General features: G+C 72.4%; 15 protein-coding genes and 1 pseudogene. 13 read left to right on the forward strand and 3 right to left on the reverse strand.

The annotated features are described in order from the left end of the window. Positions 1–343, forward strand: a pseudogene (locus tag ACLHRZ_RS34705) (hypothetical protein); the annotation flags it as partial. Between the two features lie 40 nt (positions 344–383). On the opposite strand, the gene ACLHRZ_RS34710 reads toward ACLHRZ_RS34705, so the two are convergent. Then, positions 384–1,295 (reverse strand): CAP domain-containing protein, encoded by a 912-nt coding sequence (locus tag ACLHRZ_RS34710; RefSeq protein WP_490422609.1) that lies wholly within the window; start codon positions 1,293–1,295, stop codon positions 384–386. Between the two features lie 161 nt (positions 1,296–1,456). Between ACLHRZ_RS34710 and ACLHRZ_RS34715 the strand changes: the two genes are divergently transcribed. The 3 genes from ACLHRZ_RS34715 (at position 1,457) to ACLHRZ_RS34725 (ending at position 5,144) form a co-directional block, all read left to right on the forward strand. Beyond that, the gene (locus tag ACLHRZ_RS34715) at positions 1,457–1,945 is read left to right on the forward strand and encodes a glutathione peroxidase (protein ID WP_490422610.1); all 489 of its coding nucleotides are present in this window, start codon (positions 1,457–1,459) and stop codon (positions 1,943–1,945) included. 80 nt (positions 1,946–2,025) lie between these two features. Then, positions 2,026–2,184 (forward strand): hypothetical protein, encoded by a 159-nt coding sequence (locus ACLHRZ_RS34720; RefSeq protein WP_490422611.1) that lies wholly within the window; start codon positions 2,026–2,028, stop codon positions 2,182–2,184. 116 nt (positions 2,185–2,300) lie between these two features. After that, the gene (locus ACLHRZ_RS34725) at positions 2,301–5,144 is read left to right on the forward strand and encodes a M4 family metallopeptidase (RefSeq protein ID WP_490422612.1); all 2,844 of its coding nucleotides are present in this window, start codon (positions 2,301–2,303) and stop codon (positions 5,142–5,144) included. Positions 5,145–5,266: 122 nt separating this feature from the next. On the opposite strand, the gene ACLHRZ_RS34730 is transcribed toward ACLHRZ_RS34725, so the two are convergent. Beyond that, complete coding sequence (locus tag ACLHRZ_RS34730) at positions 5,267–6,130, reverse strand: chymotrypsin family serine protease (protein WP_490422613.1); 864 nt, start codon at positions 6,128–6,130, stop codon at positions 5,267–5,269. 137 nt (positions 6,131–6,267) lie between these two features. Here ACLHRZ_RS34730 and ACLHRZ_RS34735 point away from each other — a divergent pair, with 137 nt between their 5' ends. The 6 genes from ACLHRZ_RS34735 to ACLHRZ_RS34760 all read left to right on the forward strand — a co-directional run bounded on the left by ACLHRZ_RS34735 (position 6,268) and on the right by ACLHRZ_RS34760 (position 15,154). Continuing rightward, positions 6,268–7,236, forward strand: a complete 969-nt coding sequence (locus ACLHRZ_RS34735) for a cyclase family protein (protein WP_490422614.1) — start codon at positions 6,268–6,270, stop codon at positions 7,234–7,236. Between the two features lie 172 nt (positions 7,237–7,408). Continuing rightward, positions 7,409–10,198 (forward strand): SpoIIE family protein phosphatase, encoded by a 2,790-nt coding sequence (locus tag ACLHRZ_RS34740; RefSeq protein ID WP_490422615.1) that lies wholly within the window; start codon positions 7,409–7,411, stop codon positions 10,196–10,198. Between the two features lie 36 nt (positions 10,199–10,234). After that, the gene (locus tag ACLHRZ_RS34745; RefSeq protein WP_490422616.1) at positions 10,235–11,755 is read left to right on the forward strand and encodes a sugar ABC transporter ATP-binding protein; all 1,521 of its coding nucleotides are present in this window, start codon (positions 10,235–10,237) and stop codon (positions 11,753–11,755) included. Further along, positions 11,752–12,798: an ABC transporter permease gene (locus ACLHRZ_RS34750; protein WP_490422617.1), complete on the forward strand. Its 1,047-nt coding sequence runs from the start codon at positions 11,752–11,754 to the stop codon at positions 12,796–12,798. The genes ACLHRZ_RS34745 and ACLHRZ_RS34750 overlap by 4 nt, the downstream gene beginning before the upstream one ends. After that, a complete protein-coding gene (locus tag ACLHRZ_RS34755) occupies positions 12,795–13,934 on the forward strand; it encodes a substrate-binding domain-containing protein (protein ID WP_490422618.1) in 1,140 nt (379 codons plus the stop codon). Before ACLHRZ_RS34750 ends, ACLHRZ_RS34755 begins: the two co-directional genes overlap by 4 nt. Positions 13,935–14,047: 113 nt before the next feature. Then, positions 14,048–15,154: a PP2C family protein-serine/threonine phosphatase gene (locus tag ACLHRZ_RS34760; protein ID WP_490422619.1), complete on the forward strand. Its 1,107-nt coding sequence runs from the start codon at positions 14,048–14,050 to the stop codon at positions 15,152–15,154. Between the two features lie 4 nt (positions 15,155–15,158). On the opposite strand, the gene ACLHRZ_RS34765 is transcribed toward ACLHRZ_RS34760, so the two are convergent. Beyond that, positions 15,159–15,614: an Lrp/AsnC family transcriptional regulator gene (locus tag ACLHRZ_RS34765; protein WP_490422620.1), complete on the reverse strand. Its 456-nt coding sequence runs from the start codon at positions 15,612–15,614 to the stop codon at positions 15,159–15,161. Positions 15,615–15,763: 149 nt separating this feature from the next. On the opposite strand from ACLHRZ_RS34765, the gene ACLHRZ_RS34770 reads away from it, so the two are divergent. The 3 genes from ACLHRZ_RS34770 (at position 15,764) to ACLHRZ_RS34780 (ending at position 19,721) form a co-directional block, all read left to right on the forward strand. Beyond that, positions 15,764–16,771, forward strand: a complete 1,008-nt coding sequence (locus ACLHRZ_RS34770) for an asparaginase (RefSeq protein ID WP_490422621.1) — start codon at positions 15,764–15,766, stop codon at positions 16,769–16,771. A gap of 42 nt (positions 16,772–16,813) precedes the next feature. Continuing rightward, positions 16,814–18,253: an aspartate ammonia-lyase gene (aspA, locus tag ACLHRZ_RS34775; protein WP_490422622.1), complete on the forward strand. Its 1,440-nt coding sequence runs from the start codon at positions 16,814–16,816 to the stop codon at positions 18,251–18,253. A gap of 265 nt (positions 18,254–18,518) precedes the next feature. Further along, the gene (locus ACLHRZ_RS34780) at positions 18,519–19,721 is read left to right on the forward strand and encodes an IS110 family RNA-guided transposase (protein WP_490422623.1); all 1,203 of its coding nucleotides are present in this window, start codon (positions 18,519–18,521) and stop codon (positions 19,719–19,721) included. Positions 19,722–19,848 lie beyond the last annotated feature (127 nt).

Consider the following 19,848-nt stretch of genomic DNA (forward strand, 5'->3'; position numbering starts at 1 on the left):
CGATCAACGAACTTTGCAATCGCCCTGGCACGACTCCCGGACGATGATGATCCACGACTCGGTGTGGACCGCGGTCTCCGGCATCCGCAGGAACACCGGCAAGGACAACCCGCTGCCCAGCCTGCAGGACGTCGCCGAGGCCTGGTACCGGATGCACGGCAGGAGCGGGAAGGTGGAGGGGGCCAGCGGCTGGATCTGCCTGGACAACTACGGCAACCCCTACGACAAGGGGGTCGCCATCGTCGAACTGGACCCGCGCACCAGGAGCATCGCCTTCGACGGGCTCGCCTGGCCGGCGGGCCGGCCTCCGGCCGAGGACTGCGCGGCGCCGAACGGGGGCTGACGGCGAGGACCCACCCCTGCCGTCAGCCCCGGCTGCCGGGTCAGCCGGCGAAGTCCTGCGCCCACCAGTAGGTGCCGTTCGCATCGATCGTGAGCCCGACGCCCGTGTACGCGAAGTCGCCCAGCATGTACTCGCGGTGCTTCGGCTCGTCGATCCACGCCTTCACGACGGACTGCGCGTCCGTCCAGAAGCCGTGGGCGCCGGCGGCGTTCTCGGCGAAGCTGCGGATCTGGTGGGAGTAGCCGTAGCTCTTGAGCCGGTCCCAGATGCCGTTGTCGAAGGTCCAGTGACCCTGCTGCTGACGGCGGGCCTCCTCGTCGGCCTCGTCCTGCGCGGTGTGCTCCAGGGCGGAGTCGTAGGTGAGCGCCGCCTTGCCGTTCTGCGCACGGTAGTCGTTGACCAGCTGCAGCACCTGCTTCCTGAGCTCGTCGACCGACGGACGGCCGCTCGCGGCGCTCCCGGTGGGGAAGTTCCATATCTGGGCCTGCGAGTAGTTGCAGGAGTGGATCTGCAGCTGGGTGCCGTCGGCCGTGCTGCCGGCGGGCACGTCCAGGCACTTGTCGGACTGGGGGTTGAGCAGAACACCGCCCTCCATACGGACCCACGTCTGGGCGCCGGAGCCGTTGCAGTCCCACAGCTGGACGGGCGTGCGGTCGGCGGTGCCGCCGGAGGCGACGTCCAGGCACTTGCCGAATGCGACGAGCGGCGAGCCGGCCCGGCCGGGCTCGTACGAATAGGTCCACTTCTGGGAGTCGGTGCCGTTGCACCCGTAGAGCTGCACGGGGGTGCCGTTGTCCGTCCTGCCGCCGCGGACGTCGAGGCACTTGCCGCCGATCCCGGTGACCGGGCCCGTCGAGTCCGCCGCCTGCGCCGTCGCCGGCACGGCGGTGACGGCTGCCGCGGCCAGCGCCAGGGTGGCCCACAGGTGTGACTTCTTCAGTTGTCTCTTCATGACGCCCGTCCTCTTTCTCGGTTTTCCTGGGTCGCGAGTGAGGAAGCTAGGGACGGGACTTCAACAAACGGTCAACACTCCGCGGGGCCCGGCGGCCGACGCACTCGCATCGGCAGGCACACTGGGCCCGTACGACCGACGAACATCGGCAAGGAGCGAACATGTCCCTCTACGACATCGAGATCGACGCCCTCCAGGGCGGCCCGGCAGACCTGGCCCAGTACCGCGGCAAGGCCGTCCTGGTCGTCAACGTGGCCTCGCGGTGCGGGCTGACCCCTCAGTACGCCTCGCTGGAGAAGCTCCACGAGCGCTACGCCGCCCGCGGGTTCAGCGTCCTGGGCGTCCCGTGCAACCAGTTCATGGGCCAGGAGCCGGGCAGCGCCGAGGAGATCGCCGCCTTCTGCTCGGCCACCTACGGGATCACCTTCCCGATGACGGAGAAGACCGATGTCAACGGCGAGCACCGGCACACGCTGTACGCCGGGCTCGTGGACACGCCGGATGCCGAGGGGCACAGCGGGGACATCCGCTGGAACTTCGAGAAGTTCCTCGTCGGCCCCGACGGCGCCGTCACCGCCCGCTTCGGCCCCCGCACCGAGCCCGACGCGCCCGAGGTGACCGCCGCCATCGAGGCCGTGCTGCCGGCCTGACGCCGCACGGGGGAACTCACAGGACGAGCCCGACCGGCGCCGGCGACGCCCACGCGTCGCCGCGCCGCATCGACATCTCGATGCAGAAACAGCTGAACTCCAACTGGTGCTGGGCAGCGGCACCCGGTGGCCGCCGGACGGTCCTCTGGCCCGCGGCCGTGTCCGGCGCCGGGGTGCTCCTCGCCGGCGCCTGGGCCCGGCTCTGCCGGCGGCGGCACGTGGCGCGGACGGCCGGCTGACGCGTCGCTCCGCCCCACACGTCCGAAACCGGCCCACGCACTTTCGTCTCCCCCATTGATGAGCGGACGCATCGCCGCTTGCATGACTCTGCCCGGAAATATTCCGGCTGTCGGGCATGTCCCGCCCGGCATCTCGCAGAGGGGGTACCGTGCGTAGACCGAGCGCACGTGCGGCAAGACGGAGAGCATCCAGAAGTTCCGGACCACGCGGCGGCTTATCCGGTGCGGCGGCGCTGATCGGCGCCGCCGCACTCGTCGTCTCCGCCGGGCCCGCCCGGGCGGCGACAACGCCGGCGTCCGGCCCGGGAGAGGTGATCCCGGGGCAGCACACGACGACACCCGCGCTGGTGACCGGCATCCGCGAGCCGGTGAAGGCGACCGGGAGCGCCGCCGACGCGGCCCGCGCGCACCTGGCGGACCGGCAGAGCCGCTACCGCATTGCTCACCCGGACCGCGACCTGAAGCCCGTGCAGACGACCGCATCCGGCCGCTCGGAGATCGTGCGGCTGCAGCAGAAGTACCGCGGGGTGGACGTCCTCGGCGGGCAGTACGTCGTCCGCATGGAGCGCAAGGACGGCAAGCGGGTCGTCACCGGCACCTCGGGCAGGTACTTCACCGGCCTGAAGGTCGCGACCGAGTCCGGGATCGACGCAGAGGTGGCGGTCGACCGGGCGGTCGACGCGGTCCAGGAGCAGCTGGGCCCGACGCGGCCCGGCCGGGACGGCGAGCCCGCCGCGCCGCTGACCGGCACCGCGCGCGGACCGGTCGTCCTCCCCAAGGGCGAGGGCGTGCTCACCCAGCACGTCACCGTGCGGGGCACCGACCCGGCCACCGGGGCTCCGGTCCTGCACGAGGTGTACGTCGAGGCGCAGTCCGGTTACCCGGTTCTCCAGTACAGCGGGATCAAGACGTTCGCGGCCCCCAAGGAGGCGAGCGGGCCCGGGAGTTCGGCGGACCGGGAGCACCGCTCCGCCGCGGCGCAGGACGCCGGGGCGAAGGGGTCGGGCGTCAAGTTCGACGGCAGGACGGTCGACCTGCAGGTGGAACGGGACGAGGCGCGGAAGCAGTACGTGATGCGCGACCGCACCCGGGCCGAGGCCGGCAGCGACAAGAATCTGATCTCGACGTGGGACGCGCGGGGGCTGAGCGTCTGGGAGGTGTCCGGCACCTGGCCCAACGGCATCAAGGAGTTCGGTTCGCCGACCCCCGCCTTCGACCGGGAGGCGACCGAGGCCGGTGCCGTGGACGCGCACTGGGGCGCGGGCAAGGTCTACGACTACTACAAGTCCGTGCACGGCCGGAACAGCCTCGACGGCCGCGGCATGGCCATCAATTCCCTGGTGGGCGTCGGCAAGTACGTGCCGTATGTCAACGCCTTCTGGGACGGCACGAAGATGGTGTACGGAAACGGCGACAAGGAATACCGGCCGTTCTCCGCCGCTCTGGACGTCGTCGGCCACGAGATGACGCACGGCGTCGTCGAGAACAGCGCGAATCTGGTCTACGCAGGCCAGTCCGGCGCACTCAACGAGGCGCTCGCCGACTACTTCGGCGGAGCCGTCAAGACCGACACGTACGGCATCGCGATGGACGACCCCGACGCGGGTCTCCTGGGCGAGGCGCTGTGCCGGACCAAATCCCCGCGCGAATGCGCCACCCGCGACATGAACGACGGAAGGACCACGTCCAAGTCCTTCCTCGGCATGTCGATCGCCCACGACAACGGCGGCGTCCACGCCAACTCCACCATTTTCTCGGGCGCATTGTGGGACATCCGCAAGGATCTGGACCGCACGCTCGCCGACAGGATCGTCTACAGGGCGCTGACGGAATACCTGACCCCGCTGGACGGCTTCACCGAGGGCCGCAACGCGGTCGTCGCCGCGGCCAGGGACCTCAAGGCGTCGGACGGCGACCTGAGGTCCGTCGAGCGGGCCTTCGACGCCCACGGCATCGTGCCCGGCTGGGAACTGGCCATGGGCGTGGACTCCGACCTCCTGGCCGGCAAGGTCAACACGAGCAGCGACCGCACCTCGGTGGGAGCGGGCGGCGGCTGGTGGGCCGCGTCCCGGTCCAACGACGACGGCTCCGAGCCGTACTCGGTCTGGGCCGGCCGCCTGGACGGGACCGGTGCGCCGAAGCTGATGAGCCCCAACGACGGGCGCTACCACGTCGATCCGGTCACCGACGGCAGGACCGTGGTGTGGCAGGCGTACCGGGGCAGGATCGCCGACGTGCTGGCGCGGCCGCTGGCCGGCGGCCCGATCAGGAAGCTGTACAGCGGGTACCACGTCTCCTCGCTGCACGTCGAGGGGAAGCTCGTGACGTTCGAGGCCCACGGGCACCGCGTCGCACCGCGCGTGGTGTACGTGCGGATGGACGGTTCCGACCCGGTCACCGTGCCCCCGATCCCGTGGAGCCGCTTCTCCGGCACGGGGTATCCGTCCCTGAGCAACGGCCGGATCGCCTTCGCCCATTGGCACCGCAGTCCCCAGGGCTGGCGGAACGACGCCGAGGTCCTGGACACCGCGACCGGCAAGCGGACGGTGATGCAGCAGCCCGGCACACCGCCGGACGTCACCTGGACCGCCGTCAACAGCACGTACGTGTACTGGCTGGTGCCGACCGACTGGCAGACCGGTACGGCCACGCTGCGCCGCGCGAACCTCGACGGCACGGGTGCCGTCGACATCAGCCCCGGAACGGGCAAGGACGCGCTGCGGGCCGAGAGTCTGACGGCTTCCGACGACGCGGTGACCGTCGCCGCGCGGACACCCGGATCGCCGGACAGGCTGTGGCAGTTCTCGCCGGACGGTTCGCGCCGGAGCCGGGTCTCCTGCAACCGCGGTGAGCAGCTCTCGCCCGCCGCGGCGGGCGGCAGGCAGGTGGTGTGGATCGACGCCACCACGGGCTACACCGACCTCGTCACCCGCCCCCGGCCGGCGGGCAACTGCGGCTGACGTCCGGGTACGTACACGGCCGCCGGGGTCCGGGCAGGCGGATCCCGGCGGTTCCGGAACTCTTCCGCAGTATCGGGGAGTTCCGGCGCGAGCCTGGCCGGTCGCCCGTCACGGGTTGGCCGTCACGGGTTGGAAGTCACCTCGAAGCCCGCGCCGAAGATGTTGTGCGCGGGATCGGCGGCTTCGCGGGCGCGCAGGTCGGCGAGGATGTTCGCCGAGCTGGTGTAGTTGAAGGGCGGCAGCTGGAGGGTGATTCCCTTGGTGATGCCGGCCCAGGGGCCCGCGGCCTGGAAGTTGTTGGCCTTGGAGGGGAGGTCGGTGCCCGGGACGTGCCAGATGACCGGGCCGCCCGAGTCGCCCTTCTGGTTGTACGCCGGCGCCCGGTAGATGCCCTTGTCGTTGCTCATGACGGTGCCGTACCAGACGCCCGTCTGGCCCGAGGTGATGATCTCGTTGTTGCCGGTCGTGAGCAGGCGCTCGTTGTCGAGCGCGGGCTTGAGGGCGTTCGGACTGACCGGCCCCTGGGGGTACTTCACCTCGCCGGTCTGCTTCAGGTACGGGCCCTGGGAGGAGAGCGTCACCTGCGGGAGCAGCTCGATGACCATGTAGTCCTTGGTGACGTGTCCGGTCTGCGAGCCCTCGGGGTCCTTGAAGTAGCGGACGTAGCCGATCGGGCCGTAGCCGATGTCCTGCCGATGGTAGACGGGGGCGACGTTCTCCGGGATCTCGCGGTCCGAGTACTTCTTGTCCGGCCTCAGGCAGTGGCCCGCCGTGATGGCCGTCTTGCGCTGGTGGTCGTCGGTGCCGACGGCGCCGAGGGTGCAGAAGAGGTCGGGCGCCTGGGGGCCGAAGGCGATCTGCATGCCGTTGTAGACGCGCTTGCCGGGATCGTCCCGGCCGGTGCGCGCGTCGGCCTGCGCGGTGCCCGCGCCTGCGGCCGCGGTGAGCGCCAGGGCCAGGGCGAGGCCGCATAATCTCTTGATCACGTGTGATTCCCTTCCGTGGTGCCGTCGGCTTGTCGATCACCAACTCACACCATCACCAGGCGTTTTGTCCAGACCAACGGGGAGTGACGTCCCTTCCCCGGATGCCGGGACCGGCCGGTCGAGGCCACACTGGCCGAGTGAGCAAGCGCCCCGCCGTCGCCCCGGCTCCCCCGCCGGACGGCCCCCGCAACGGACCGCCCGTCTCCGGCCGGGAGTTCGACGTGCTCTTCGACGAGGTCCGGACGTGGGGCCGCTGGGCGGACGCGGGCCGGGGGGCCTGGAACCGGGTGACCGCCGGGCACGTCCGTGCGGCCGTGGCGCTGGTGCGGTCCGGGGCCGTCGTGGCGCTGGGACGGCCGTGGGACACCGTGCCGGGGCCGGACAACGCCAGGCCCGCCCTGCACTTCATGTCCGACCTCGGTGACGTCGAGGCTCCCGAGCCCTCCGCCCACAAGGACTTCATCGGCGTCGACTACCACGGCAAGGCCGTCAGTCATCTGGACGCGCCCGCCCACATCGCCTATCGCGGGCAGCTGTACGGGGGCGGCGCGGCGCGGGAGCTCGTCGGTGCCGGGGGTGCCCGCTTCGGGGACGTCGCGGGGCTCGGGCCCCTGGTGACCAGAGGTGTGCTGCTCGATCTGCCGGCCGTCCTGGGAACGGCGTGGCTGGAGCCCGGCCAGGCCGTGCACGCCGCGGACGTCGTCGCGGCGGAGGAGGCGCTGGGCGTGACGGCCGGCGAGGGCGACGCGGTGCTGCTGCGGGTCGGCCGGTTCCGCCGGCGCCGGGAGCTGGGGGCCTGGGATCCCGGCGAGGCGTGCGCGGGCTTCCACGTGGGCGCGGTGCCCCTGCTGGCCGGGCGGGGCGTCGCGCTGCTCGGCAGCGACGGCGACAGCGACGTACGGCCTTCGCCGGTCGAGGGCGTGCACTCCCCGGTGCACGCCCTCGCCCTCGCCGCGATGGGCGTCCCGCTGCTGGACAACCTCGATCTGGAGGCGCTCTCCGCGGCCTGCGCCGAGGCGGGGCGTTACGCGTTCCTGCTGGTCGTGGCCCCGCTGAACATCCCCGGCGCAACGGGGTCGCCCGTCGGCCCGGTCGCGGTGCTGTGAGGCGGAGGCCGGGGTCGGGTCCGGGGCCGGGCCGGTCACCGACGGTGCCGGGCGGTGGCCTGTGGGCGACCGATGCCGCCATATGGACAAAGTTCTAAAATGGAACGTCACTGCAACTGCTCCGACGCACGGGCGGCCATGGCGGCACGTGCGGATGAGGGAAGTGATCCGGATGGGGCTCGTGACAGACGACGGCGGCCCCGCACTCGCCCGTGAGCAGTTCCTTCTCGGCGGGACGGCCGGGAAGGGCGTACGGAACCTGATCCTCAATTCCTGGGAGCGCAGCCGGTCCCTGGGGCTCTCGCCGGACGGCTGCGAGCTTCCCTACACCCAGGACATCGACCTGGACGGCCGTCTCGCCCTCGCGGCCGGGCCCGTGCTGGACCGGCTGCAGGCACGGTTCGCGGGCACGAAGATGAACGTGTCCCTGGCCGACGCGCGCGGCGCGGTGCTCCAACGCCGGTTCGGCGACCCGTCGTTGGCCGCCCGTCTGGATCCGATCCAGAGCGTCCCGGGTTTCGTGTTCGCGGAGAAGTACGGCGGGACCAACGGCATCGGACTGGCGCTCGCCGAGCGGCGGCTGATCAACGTCTACGGCGCCGAGCACTTCGCCGAACGCTCACAGTCCAACGCCTGTTCGGCGATACCCATCCGGGACCCGCTCAGCGGGCGCATCGAGGGGGTGCTGTGCTTCGGCTACCCGCGCTCCGACGCGGACGTGGCGCTGGACGTCGTGATCAGCAGGGCGGCCGAGGCCATCGAACGGCGGCTGCTGGAACAGAGCTCGGCGCGCGAACGCGCCCTGCTGCAGGCGTACTTCGACGTCAACGGCCGCGTACCGGCCGACGAGCGGCGGCCGGGCGGGCTCGTCACCGGCGGGCTGGACTGGCGTGACCGGCTGGTCCTGGAGGAGAAGGCGACCGAGCTGATCTCCTCGGCGCAGCGGGCCGCCGTCGAGGTGCCGCTGCCCAGCGGGCGGCGGATCACTCTGGTGAGCCGGCCGGTGACCAGTTCCTCCGGGGTGGAGGGCGTGGCCGTCGAGGCGGTGCTCGCCGCGGAGCACCAGCGTCTCGCCGTCACCGCCGAGTCCGCCATGCCGCCCGGCTTCGTGACGCAGCAGGCCCTGACCGACGCCGCCGTCCCGCTGCCCGGCCGCCGGCCCGTCCCGCCCGCCGCGCCCGGGCAGGCGGCCGGCGGGCTGGTGATGCTGGGCGAGCCCGGGGTGGGGCGGTTCGCCGTGGCGGCCCGGCGCCGCCTGGAGCTGCTGTCGGAGGCCAGCACCCGCATCGGCACCACCCTGGACGTGACCCGGACCGCCCAGGAACTGGCCGAGATGGCGGTGCCGCGGCTGGCCGACTACGTCACGATCGACCTTCCGGAGGCCGTCCTGCGCGGCGACGAGCCGGCCGACCCCGCCAAGGACCTGCACCGGACGGTGGTCCACGGCATCCGGGACGACTGCCCCTTCTATCCCGTGGGCGAGCTCGTCCGCCTCCAGCCGACCACCCCGCAGCTGCGCTGCCTGGCCGGCGGGCGGACCGTCCTGGAGCCCGACCTGCGCACCGCCCTGGGCTGGATCTCCCAGAACCGTGTGAACGCCCAGCGCATCCTGGCCCACAACGTCCACTCCCTGATCGTCGTCCCGCTCCTGGCCCGCGGCAACGTCCTGGGCATCGCGAGCTTCTACCGCTCGCGCGATCCCTCCCCCTTCGGCGACGACGACCGTTCGCTCGCGCAGGAACTCGCCACGCGCGCCGCCATCTGCATCGACAACGCGCGCCGCTACACCCGCGAGCACAGCATGGTGCTGGCCCTGCAGCACAGTCTGCTGCCGCAGGGGTTCCCCGAGCAGAACGCCGTCGAGGTGGCGCACCGCTACATGCCCGCCGAGTCCGGGGTGGGCGGCGACTGGTTCGACGTCATCCCCCTCTCCGGCACCCGCGTCGCCCTCGTGGTCGGGGACGTCGTCGGCCACGGGCTGCACGCCGCGGCCACCATGGGCCGGCTGCGCACCGCCGCGCGCAACTTCGCCGAGCTGGACCTGCCCCCGGACGAGGTCCTCACCCACCTCGACAACCTCGTGGGCCGCCTCGACCGGGAGGAGTGCGGCGACGACCCCTTCTCGGGCATCACCGGGATCATCGGTGCGACCTGTCTGTACGTCATCTACGACCCGACGTCGCAGGAGTGCACCATGGCCCGGGCCGGGCACTGTCCGCCCGCCCTGGTCCGGCCCGACGGTTCGGTCGTCTTCCCCGACCTGCCGGCCGGACCGCCGTTGGGGCTGGGCGGTCTGCCCTTCGAGACCGCCGGGTTCGCCCTCCCCGAGGGCAGTCAGCTGGTGCTCTACACCGACGGCCTCGTCGAGGACCGCGACCGCGACTTCGACGCGGCCATGGAGGAGCTGCGCCAGGCCCTGGCCCGTCCCGGGCGCCCGCCGGAGGAGACCTGCCAGGCGGTCGTGGAGGCGGTGGTGCCCGAGCATCCGTCCGACGACATCGCCCTGCTCGTGGCCCGTACCCACGCCCTGGACCCGCACCGCATCGCCACCTGGGACCTGCCCGCCGACCCGGCGCTGGTCTCGTCCGTCCGCGCCGCCGTCACCGGGCGGCTGGCCGACTGGGGGCTGGAGGAGATCGGCTTCTCCATCGAGCTGCTGCTCAGCGAGCTGGTCACCAACGCCGTCCGCTACGGCACCGGCCCCATCCAGGTGCGGCTGCTCTACGACCACACCCTCATCTGCGAGGTCGCCGACGGCAGCAGCACCGCCCCGCACCTGCGGCACGCCGCCACCACCGACGAGGGCGGCCGCGGCCTGTTCCTCGTCGCGCAGCTCTCGCAGGCCTGGGGCACCCGCTACACCGCCGGTGGCAAGGTCATCTGGGCCGAGTGCCCGCTGGAGATGTCCGCGGGCGGGCCCGGGGCCGCCGAGATCGACTTCGACGACATCCCGGCGATCTGACGGCCCGTCCGGCGCGTGGCCGGGAGGAGCCTTAGCATGACCGGCATGACGGACATGCGGAGTTCGGAGCCTCTCGTCCGCATCCGCGGCCTCGGCAAGCGGTTCGGCGGCACCCTCGCCCTGGACGCGGTCGACCTCGACATCCGCGCCGCGAGCATCCTGGCCCTGCTCGGCCCCAACGGGGCCGGAAAGTCCACCCTCATCAAGGTGCTCGCGGGCGTCCACCACGCGGACGCCGGCGAGGTGACCGTCGCCGGGCACCCGCTCGGCACCGAGGCGGCCGCGCGCACCATGTCCTTCATCCACCAGGATCTGGGGCTGGTGGAGTGGATGACGGTCGCCGAGAACATCGCACTGGGCGCCGGCTACCCGCGCCGCGCCGGATTCGTCTCCTGGCGGCGGACCCGCCGGCAGTGCGCGAGGGCCCTGGGCACCGTTGCCGCCCACCTGGACCCGGCCACCCCGGTCGCCGAGCTGACCCGGGCCGAACGCTCCCTGGTCGCCATCGCCCGCGCCCTGTGCACCGAGGCCGAACTGATCGTCCTGGACGAGCCGACCGCCAGCCTCCCGGCCGCGGACTGCGCCCGCCTCTTCGACGTCCTGCACACCCTGCGCGACCACGGCCACGCCGTCGTCTTCGTCACCCACCGCATCGACGAGGTGCACCGGGTGGCCGACACCTTCGCGGTCCTGCGCGACGGCCGCCTCGTCCGCCACGGCCCGCTCGCCGGCTACCCCGCCGCCCGCCTGGTGCACGACATCGTGGGCCACGAACCGGCCCCCCACCGCATCACCGCCCCCGCCCCGGGACCGCCCGTGCTGAGCCTCGACGGCGTACGGACCGAGGACACCGGCCCGGTCGGCCTGCGGCTGCACGCCGGCGAGATCCTGGGCCTGGTGGGCCTCACCGGCGCCGGGCACACCGCCCTCGGCCGCGCCCTCGCCGGCTGCCGGCCGCTCCTCGGCGGCCGGGCCCTGCTCGCGGGACGGCCGTACCGGCCGGGCACGGTCGCGGCCGCGGTCGCCGCCGGCACCGGCTTCGTCAGCAGCAACCGGCAGGACGAGGGCTGCGCCGACGGGCTGACCGTACGGGAGAACCTCCTGGCCAACCCCGGAGCGGGCGGTCCGCCGGGCGCGCACTGGATCGGCCCCGGGCGCGAACGGGCCCGCGCCACCGCCCTGATCGAGCAGTTCGCGGTGCACCCCCGCGACACCGAGGCGCCGATCGCCGCCCTGTCCGGGGGCAACCAGCAGAAGGTCATGATCGGCCGGTGGCTCCGGACCGGCCGGCGTCTGCTGATCCTGGAGGAGCCGACCGCCGGAGTGGACGTCGGCGCCAAGGCGGCGCTCTACCGCCTGCTGCAGGACGCGCTCGACCGCGGCCTCGCCGTGCTGCTCGTCTCCGGCGACTTCGAGGAGGTGGCCACCGTGTGCCACCGGGCCCTGGTGTTCGTCCGCGGCAGCGTGACGGCCGAGCTGAGCGGCACCGCCCTCACCGCCGCCGCGCTCACCCGCGCAGCCTCCGCCATGACACCCCTGACCGGGATGCCGGAATGACCCCTCTGCGCCCGCCCCGTTCCCCGCTGGGCCGCCGCTTCGGCCACCTCGTCGGCGCCTACGGCCTGGCGGCCCTCACCGCCCTGCTCTTCCTCGCCTTCTCCCTCGCCCTGCCGGACACCTTTCCCACGCTCGACAACATCTCCGCCATCCTGTCCAACAACTCCGTCCCCGCCTTCCTCGCGCTCGGCGCGACGCTCCCCATCGCCACCGGCAGGTTCGACCTGTCCATCGGCTACGGCCTCGGCCTGGCGCACGTCGTGACGATGCAACTCGTCGTCACCGAAGGATGGTTGTGGCCCCTGGCCTGCCTCGTGGTGCTGCTCGGCGGGGCGGCGGCCGGCGCCGTCAACGGCCTCGTCGTCGAATGCGCGAGGATCGACTCCTTCATCGCCACCCTCGGCACCGGCAGCGTCATGTACGCCTTCACCGGCTGGATCACCGACGGGGCCCGTATCGTCCCCGGCCCGCACGGCCTGCCCGCCGCCTTCACCGATCTGTACGACTCCCGGTTCCTCGGCCTGCCCGTCCCCGCCTTCTACGTCCTCGCCCTCACCGGCGTGCTGTGGGCGCTCCTGGAACGGCTGTCCCTCGGCCGGTACTTGTACGTCATCGGTTCCAACCGCCGCGCCGCCGACCTGGTCGGCATCCCCTCCCGGCGCTACGTCGTCTGCGCGTTCACCGGATCGGGCCTGGTCGTCGGCATCGCCGGCGTGCTGCTCGCCGCCCAGCAGCGGATCGGCAACCCGAGCGTCGGCATGGACTACCTGCTGCCCGCCTTCGTCGGCGCCCTGCTCGGGTCCACCGCGATCCGGCCCGGACGGGCCAACGCCCCGGGCACGCTCGTCGCCGTCACCGTCCTCGCCGTCGGTCTCGCCGGAATCGGCCAGCTCGGCGCCCAGTTCTGGGTCACTCCGCTGTTCAACGGCAGCACGCTGCTCATCGCCGTCGGCCTGGCCGGCTACGCCGCCCGCCGGCAGCTGCAGCGGCGACGGGCCGGGCCCGAACGGCCGTTGCCCGATCCGCCCGGAGCCGCTCCGTGAGATCCGCCCTGACGGCCGTGGCCGCAGGGGCGGTTGCGACCGTGCTCCTCACCGGCTGCGAGCGCGGTTCGTCGTCCCGTACGCCGAGCACCCCCGCGGCCCCGACGAAGACCGGCTGCCCGGCCGCCCTCGCAAAGGCCCAAGCAGCCGTCCGGCAGGCCGAGTCGGGCACCGTCCGGTGGAACGGGCCCACGAGCGGCCCGACGGCCGTGCCCGGCAAGACGATCGTCTACGTCGCCCAGACCATGACCAATCCCGGCGTCGCCGGCACCGCCAAGGGCGTACAGGAAGCGGCACGGGCCATCGGCTGGACCGTCCGCGTGATCGACGGCCAGGGCACCCCCGTCGGCCTCCAGCAGGCCTTCAGCCAGGCCGTCACCCTGCGGCCGTCGGGCATCGTCGTCGGCGGCTTCGACCCCCGGCCGACCTCCCAGCAGGTCGCGCAGGCCGGGGCCGGACACGTCCCGCTCGTCGGCTGGCACGCGGTCGACTCCCCCGGGCCGAGCAAGGACCCCGCGCTCTTCACCAACATCACCACCAAGGTCGACGACGTCGCCACGATCAGCGCGGACTGGATCGTCGCCCACTCCCACGGCACCGCCGGGGTCGTCGTCTTCACCGACGCCTCGATCCCCTTCGCCCACCACAAGTCCGAGCTGATCCGCAAGGAACTGGCCGCCTGCAGCGACGTGCGGCTCCTCGCGCAGGAGAACATCCCGCTCCCGGACACCAGCAGCCGCACCCCCCAGGCGGTCTCCGGACTCCTCGCACGCTTCCGGACCACCTGGACCCACTCCGTCGCCGTCAACGACGTCTACTTCGCCGACGCCGCCCCGGCCCTGCGCGCCGAGCGCAGGAAGGGATCGGGAGCCCCCTTCAACATCGGGGCGGGCGACGGCGATCCGTCCGCCTTCGAGCGGATCAACAACCGGCAGTTCCAGGCGGCCACCGTCCCCGAGCCGCTCTCCGCGCAGGGGTGGCAGATCGTCGACGAGCTCAACCGCGCCTTCTCCGGCCGCCCGGCCAGCGGATACGTCACCCCCGTTCACATCGCCACCGCGGGCAACACCGGCGGCGCCACGACCTGGGACCCGCCGGGGTACCGCACGGCGTACCGGAGGATCTGGGGCAGGTGAGGTGCGGCGGGCGGGGCGTACCCGTACGGCCGTCCCACGGCTGGCAGCCATGATCGGATCCGGGGATCCTGGAGCGTGCGTGGGGTTCGGCACCGAGGATCGGGAGCGGGCACGTGAAGGCACCGGGTGCAGGGCTCACCGGCGTGCAGCGCTGGTTCCTGCGCCACCTGCAGATCGTGCCCCTCGTGCTGCTCGTCGGCGGCGTCGTCCTCGACCTCAACACTCCCCCGCGCTTCAGCGCGGAGGCCTTCTACACGGCCGCACCCATGACGGCCGCAGCCCTGTTGTCGCTGCGCGCGACGATCCTGGCGGGAATCGGCGCGTGCGTCGCCGACTTCGCGGTGCTCACCCACTTCGGCATAGCGGCGGACTCGGGCGGGCGGAGCGAGCTGGCGGCCGTGGCGACCGTCTCGGCCTTCGCCCTCGTCGTCAACCGGCTCATGCACTACCGGGACATGCGGCTGCAGTCGGCGCGCGAGGTCGCCCTCGCCGTGCAGCGCGCCGTGCTGCCGCACCCGCCGGCCGTCATCCGGTCCCTGAGGATCGCCGTGCGCTACCAGTCGGCCGTCCGGGAGGCGCAGATCGGGGGCGATCTGTACGGCGTGCAGGACACCCCGTACGGCGTGCGCTGCCTGGTGGGCGACGTGCGGGGCAAGGGCATGGAGGCGGTCAAGGCGGTGGACGTGGCGCTGGGGGTGTTCCGGGAGGCCGCCGAGGAGGAGCCCGCGCTCGCCGGGATCGCGGAGCGGCTGGAGCGGGGGCTGGTGCGGGAGGCGGAGCGCCGGGAGGGGCTGGAGCGGACCGAGGGGTTCGTCACGGGCGTTCTCGCCGAGATCGCGCACACGGGAGACGAGCTGCGGCTGGTCAACCGCGGCCATCCGGCGCCGCTGCTGCTGCGGAACGGCGAGGTGCACAGCGCGGAGCCGTCCGAGCCGGCCCTCCCCCTGTGCCTGGCGGGGCTGCGGCCCGCCGGGGCCGCGCCGACCGACACGGTGCGCTTCCCTGCGGGGGCGACCCTCCTGCTGTACACCGACGGTCTGACCGAGGCGAAGAACCATGCGGGGGCGTTCTACGATCCCGTCGCGGCCCTGGCCGGGCGCGTCTTCTCCGGTCCGGACGAGCTGCTCGACGCTCTGCTCGCCGATGTCGGCCACCACACCGGCGGCCGCATCGGCGACGACATGGCGCTCCTGGCCATCACCCGGGGCGGCGGCGCCTGAGGGCTCAGCGGTCGACCGGCAGCCCGCGCGGCTCCTTGATCCGTTTCATGATGATCTGCGAGTTCACCTCGGTGACGCCGGAGAGCGTGGTGAGGCGCTCGATCCACAGCCGCTCGTAGGCGGTGAGGTCGGCGACGGCGATGCGCAGCAGGCAGCCGGGGCTGCCGAAGAGGCGGTAGGCCTCGACGACGTCGGGGATGTCCTGGAGCGCCGCCTCGAAGGCCTCGACCGCCTCCCGGTCGCGCTTGACCTCGACGGAGACGAGGACCTCGAAGCTGCGCCCGACGGCTTCGGGGTTGATGACCGCGCGGTAGCCCTCGATCACGCCGTCCTGTTCGAGCTGGCGGACGCGGCGCAGGCAGGGCGAGGAGGTGAGGCCGACCCGCTGGGCGAGGTCCTGGATGGTCAGCCGGCCGTCGCTCTGGAGCTCGCGCAAGATATTTCTGTCGATCCCGTCCATGGCGCAATTATCCACCACGGCTCCTCGGAGACCGCGCCTGAACTGGCAATCCGATTGCGTGCGATTCGTTCTAAGGTTGCTCCCGGCCCGACGTCTGCGAACTGGCGTACGAGGCATCACCCGGTAAGCGGCAAGAGGAGCGAGCACACGTGGGACAGGTCGTCGTCATCAGCACCGGCGGGACGATCGCCAGCCGCTGGCAGGGATCCGGGTTCGCCGCCGACGCGGCGGGCGGGGACGTCCTGGCCACCGCCGCCGTGCCCGAGGGCGTGAGCGTCCGGGTCGTCGACCTGATGAGCGTCAACAGCGCCCGGATCACCACCGGGCACCAGCTCGCCCTGCTGCGCACCGTGCGCGAGGTGCTGGCCGACCCCGCCGTGGACGGCATCGTCGTCACCCACGGCACGGACACCCTCGAGGAGTCCGCCTTCTTCCTCGACCTCCACCACGACGACCCCCGCCCGGTGGTCTTCACCGGCGCCCAGCTCCCGCTGGAAGCGGAGGGCGGCGACGGGCCGCGCAACCTCCACGACGCGCTGCTGACCGCGGCCACGGTGCGCGACCTCGGCGTCCTGGTGGTCTTCGACGGGCAGGTGCACGCCGCGCGCGGCACGGTCAAGGTGCAGACGCTGGCCGCCGACGCCTTCGCCGACCCCTCCGGCAGCCGGGTCGCCGACGTGACGGCCGACGGCATCCAGATCCACCGGCGCCCCGAGCGCCCGGCACCGCTCCCCCTGCCCGCGGCCGACGGACCGCTGCCCCGGGTCGATGCCGTCATGCACCACTGCGACGGGGACCCGCTGCTCTTCAACGCCGCCGTCGGGGCGGGCGCCCAGGGCATCGTCCTGGTCGCGACGGGTGCCGGCAACGCCACCCCCGAGATCTGCGCCGCCGTCGAGGCCGCCGTCTCCCGCGGCGTCCTGGTGGCCCTGACCACGCGCGTGTCCACCGGACCGGTCGCGGAGATCTACACCCACGGCGGAGCCGTGGACCTCGTGGCCGCCGGAGCCGTCCTGACCGGCACCCTGCGCGCCGGCCAGGCACGCATCGCCGTGCTCTCCGCGGCCCTCGCCACCACCGACCCGGCCGCCCGCGCCGACGTGCTGCGCCACGCGCTCGCCGCCCCCACGGCCGCCGTGCCGGTCGCAGCCGCCTGACGTCCTTCCTCTCCCCCCACCACACCTGCCGAACGGACCCCCATGCCGGCCCCCGCCTCCCCCCACGACCACCCGCAGACACGCTCCGAGCACGACCTCCTCGGCGACCGGGACGTCCCCGCGGCCGCGTACTACGGCGTGCACACGCTGCGCGCCGTGGAGAACTTCCCCATCACCGGCACCCCGATCTCCGCCTACCCCGACCTCGTCGTCGCCCTGGCCTCCGTCAAGCAGGCCGCCGCACAGGCCAACCGCGACCTCGGGCTGCTCGACGAGCGCAAGGCGGACGCCATCGTGCAGGCCTGCGAGGAGATCCGCGCCGGCCGCCTCCACGACCAGTTCGTGGTGGACGTCATCCAGGGCGGCGCCGGCACCTCCACCAACATGAACGCCAACGAGGTCGTCGCCAACCGGGCGTTGGAGCTCCTCGGTCACGGCAAGGGCGAGTACCGCCACCTCCACCCGCTGGAGGACGTCAACGCCGGGCAGAGCACCAACGACGTCTACCCGACCGCCGTCCGCCTCTCCCTGCAGCTCGCCGCCGCCCGCCTGCTGGAGGCCATGGAGGTGCTGCACGAGGCCTTCGCGGCCAAGGCCGCGGAGTTCTCGGACGTGGTGAAGATGGGCCGCACGCAGCTCCAGGACGCGGTGCCCATGACGCTCGGTCAGGAATTCGCGGCCTACGCCGTGATGCTGGCCGAGGACCGGGCGCGGCTCGCCGAGGCCTGCGCGCTGCTGAGCGAGATCAACCTCGGCGGCACCGCCATCGGCACCGGCCTCAACGCCCACCCGCAGTACGCCGCGACGGCCTGCGAGCACCTGAGCGCCCTCTCCGGCATCCCGCTCTCCGTCGCCGGCGACCTCGTCGAGGCCACCCAGGACATGGGCGCGTTCGTCCAGCTCTCCGGCGTGCTCAAGCGGATCGCCGTCAAGCTCTCCAAGACCTGCAACGACCTGCGCCTGCTCTCCTGCGGCCCGCGCGCCGGCCTCGCCGAGATCAACCTGCCGCCCGTGCAGGCCGGTTCGAGCATCATGCCGGGCAAGGTCAACCCGGTGATCCCCGAGGTCGTCAACCAGATCGCCTTCGAGGTCGTCGGCAACGACATGACCGTCACCATGGCCGCCGAGTCCGGGCAGCTCCAGCTCAACGCCTTCGAGCCGGTCATCGCGCACAGCCTGCTCAAGAGCCTGACGCACCTGCAGGCCGGCTGCCTGACCCTCGCCGAGCGCTGCGTGAACGGCATCACCGCCAACCGCGAGCACCTGGCGCGGCTCGTCGGGCAGTCCATCGGTCTGGCCACCGCGCTCAACCCGCACATCGGCTACGAACAGGCCACCGCGGTCGCCCAGGAGGCGCTGACCACCGGCGCCTCGGTGTACGACCTGGTCCTGGCCAAGGGCCTGCTCACGCCGGAGCAGCTCCAGGAGATCCTCCACCCGGACAACCTGGCCCGCCCGCACGCACGGACCGCTGCGGTCTGATTCCCCGTTATCTTCTTCGCGGTCCTGCAAGAGGGCTGCTGGCCTCCGGGCCCGGCATGACTGTTGCCCCCTGTCGAACGGATGACCTGGGGGGTGGTGTCACCGGGCCCGGGAGGTGCCGTCGGAGACGCTGATCAGAGGTCCGGCCACCGCCCGGTCCGGCGCAATGCCGGGCAGTTCGCGGGCGGCAGGTCTGCATAACGTGGATGCGCGCGTACGACACCGACGCCGAGGCCGGCATGGTCAACTCTCCTGGAAGGGTGCGATGTTCGACACCGAAGACGTGGGCGTGTTCCTCGGCCTGGACGTCGGGAAGACCGCTCATCACGGTCATGGGCTGACGCCGGCCGGCAAGAAGGTTCTCGACAAACCGCTGCCCAACAGCGAGCCGAAGCTGAGGGTCGTATTCGACAAGCTGGCCGCAAAGTTCGGCACCGTGCTCGTCGTCGTGGACCAGCCCGCCTCCATCGGCGCCCTGCCCCTGACCGTGGCCCGGGATGCCGGCTGCAAAGTCGCCTACCTGCCCGGACTGGCGATGCGTCGCATCGCCGACCTCTACCCGGGCGAGGCGAAGACCGACGCGAAGGACGCCGCGGTCATCGCGGACGCCGCCCGCACCATGCCGCACACCCTGCGCTCGCTCGAACTCACCGACGAGATCACCGCCGAACTCACCGTCCTCGTCGGGTTCGACCAGGACCTCGCCGCCGAGGCCACCCGCACCAGCAACCGCATCCGCGGCCTGCTCACCCAGTTCCACCCGTCCCTGGAACGCGTCCTCGGCCCCCGCCTCGACCACCAGGCCGTCACCTGGCTGCTCGAACGCCACGGCTCCCCGCAGGCTCTGCGGAAAGCCGGACGCCGCAGGCTCGTCGAGCTGGTCCGGCCCAGGGCACCACGCATGGCCCAGCGGCTGATCGACGAGGTCTTCGACGCGCTCGACGAGCAGACCGTCGTGGTCCCGGGCACCGGCACCCTCGACACCGTGATCCCGTCCCTGGCCCGGTCCCTCGCTGCCGTCCACGAACAACGCCGGGCCCTGGAAGCCCAGATCGGGGCCCTGCTGGAGGCTCACCCTCTTTCCCAGGTCCTGACCTCGATGCCCGGGGTCGCGGTCAGGACCGCCGCTGTTCTGCTGGTCACCGTCGGCGACGGCACCAGCTTCCCCAGCGCCGCCCATCTCGCCTCCTACGCCGGCCTCGCCCCGGCCACGAGGTCGTCGGGGACCTCGATCCACGGCGAACACGCACCCAGAGGCGGAAACCGGCAGCTCAAACGCGCGATGTTCCTCTCCGCGTTCGCCGCCCTGCACGATCCCGCCTCCCGCACCTACTACGACCAGTGCAGAGCCCGGGGAAAGACCCACACACAGGCCCTCCTCCGCCTCGCCCGGCACCGCATCAGCGTGCTCTTCGCGATGCTCCGCGACGGCACCTTCTACGAACCACGAACCCCACGCCTCGCTTGACCAAGGACATAGAGGCACCCCCCCACCGCTCTCCCCCCACCGCTCACAGCAGAAGAAGGAAGTACCACCCCGATGGCAACGGCGCCTAGCGTCTCGTACTCGATGACCGTCCGACTGGAGGTTCCCG

This window comes from Streptomyces sp. AM25, from assembly GCF_058146165.1.

Coding starts and splice junctions, on each gene's coding strand:
- ACLHRZ_RS34710 (WP_490422609.1), bottom strand. CDS start 1,295: ATGAAGAGACAACTGAAGAAGTCACACCTGTGGGCCACCCTGGCGCTG.
- ACLHRZ_RS34715 (WP_490422610.1), top strand. CDS start 1,457: ATGTCCCTCTACGACATCGAGATCGACGCCCTCCAGGGCGGCCCGGCA.
- ACLHRZ_RS34720 (WP_490422611.1), top strand. CDS start 2,026: ATGCAGAAACAGCTGAACTCCAACTGGTGCTGGGCAGCGGCACCCGGT.
- ACLHRZ_RS34725 (WP_490422612.1), top strand. CDS start 2,301: ATGTCCCGCCCGGCATCTCGCAGAGGGGGTACCGTGCGTAGACCGAGC.
- ACLHRZ_RS34740 (WP_490422615.1), top strand. CDS start 7,409: ATGGGGCTCGTGACAGACGACGGCGGCCCCGCACTCGCCCGTGAGCAG.
- ACLHRZ_RS34745 (WP_490422616.1), top strand. CDS start 10,235: ATGACCGGCATGACGGACATGCGGAGTTCGGAGCCTCTCGTCCGCATC.
- ACLHRZ_RS34750 (WP_490422617.1), top strand. CDS start 11,752: ATGACCCCTCTGCGCCCGCCCCGTTCCCCGCTGGGCCGCCGCTTCGGC.
- ACLHRZ_RS34765 (WP_490422620.1), bottom strand. CDS start 15,614: ATGGACGGGATCGACAGAAATATCTTGCGCGAGCTCCAGAGCGACGGC.
- aspA (WP_490422622.1), top strand. CDS start 16,814: ATGCCGGCCCCCGCCTCCCCCCACGACCACCCGCAGACACGCTCCGAG.
- ACLHRZ_RS34780 (WP_490422623.1), top strand. CDS start 18,519: ATGTTCGACACCGAAGACGTGGGCGTGTTCCTCGGCCTGGACGTCGGG.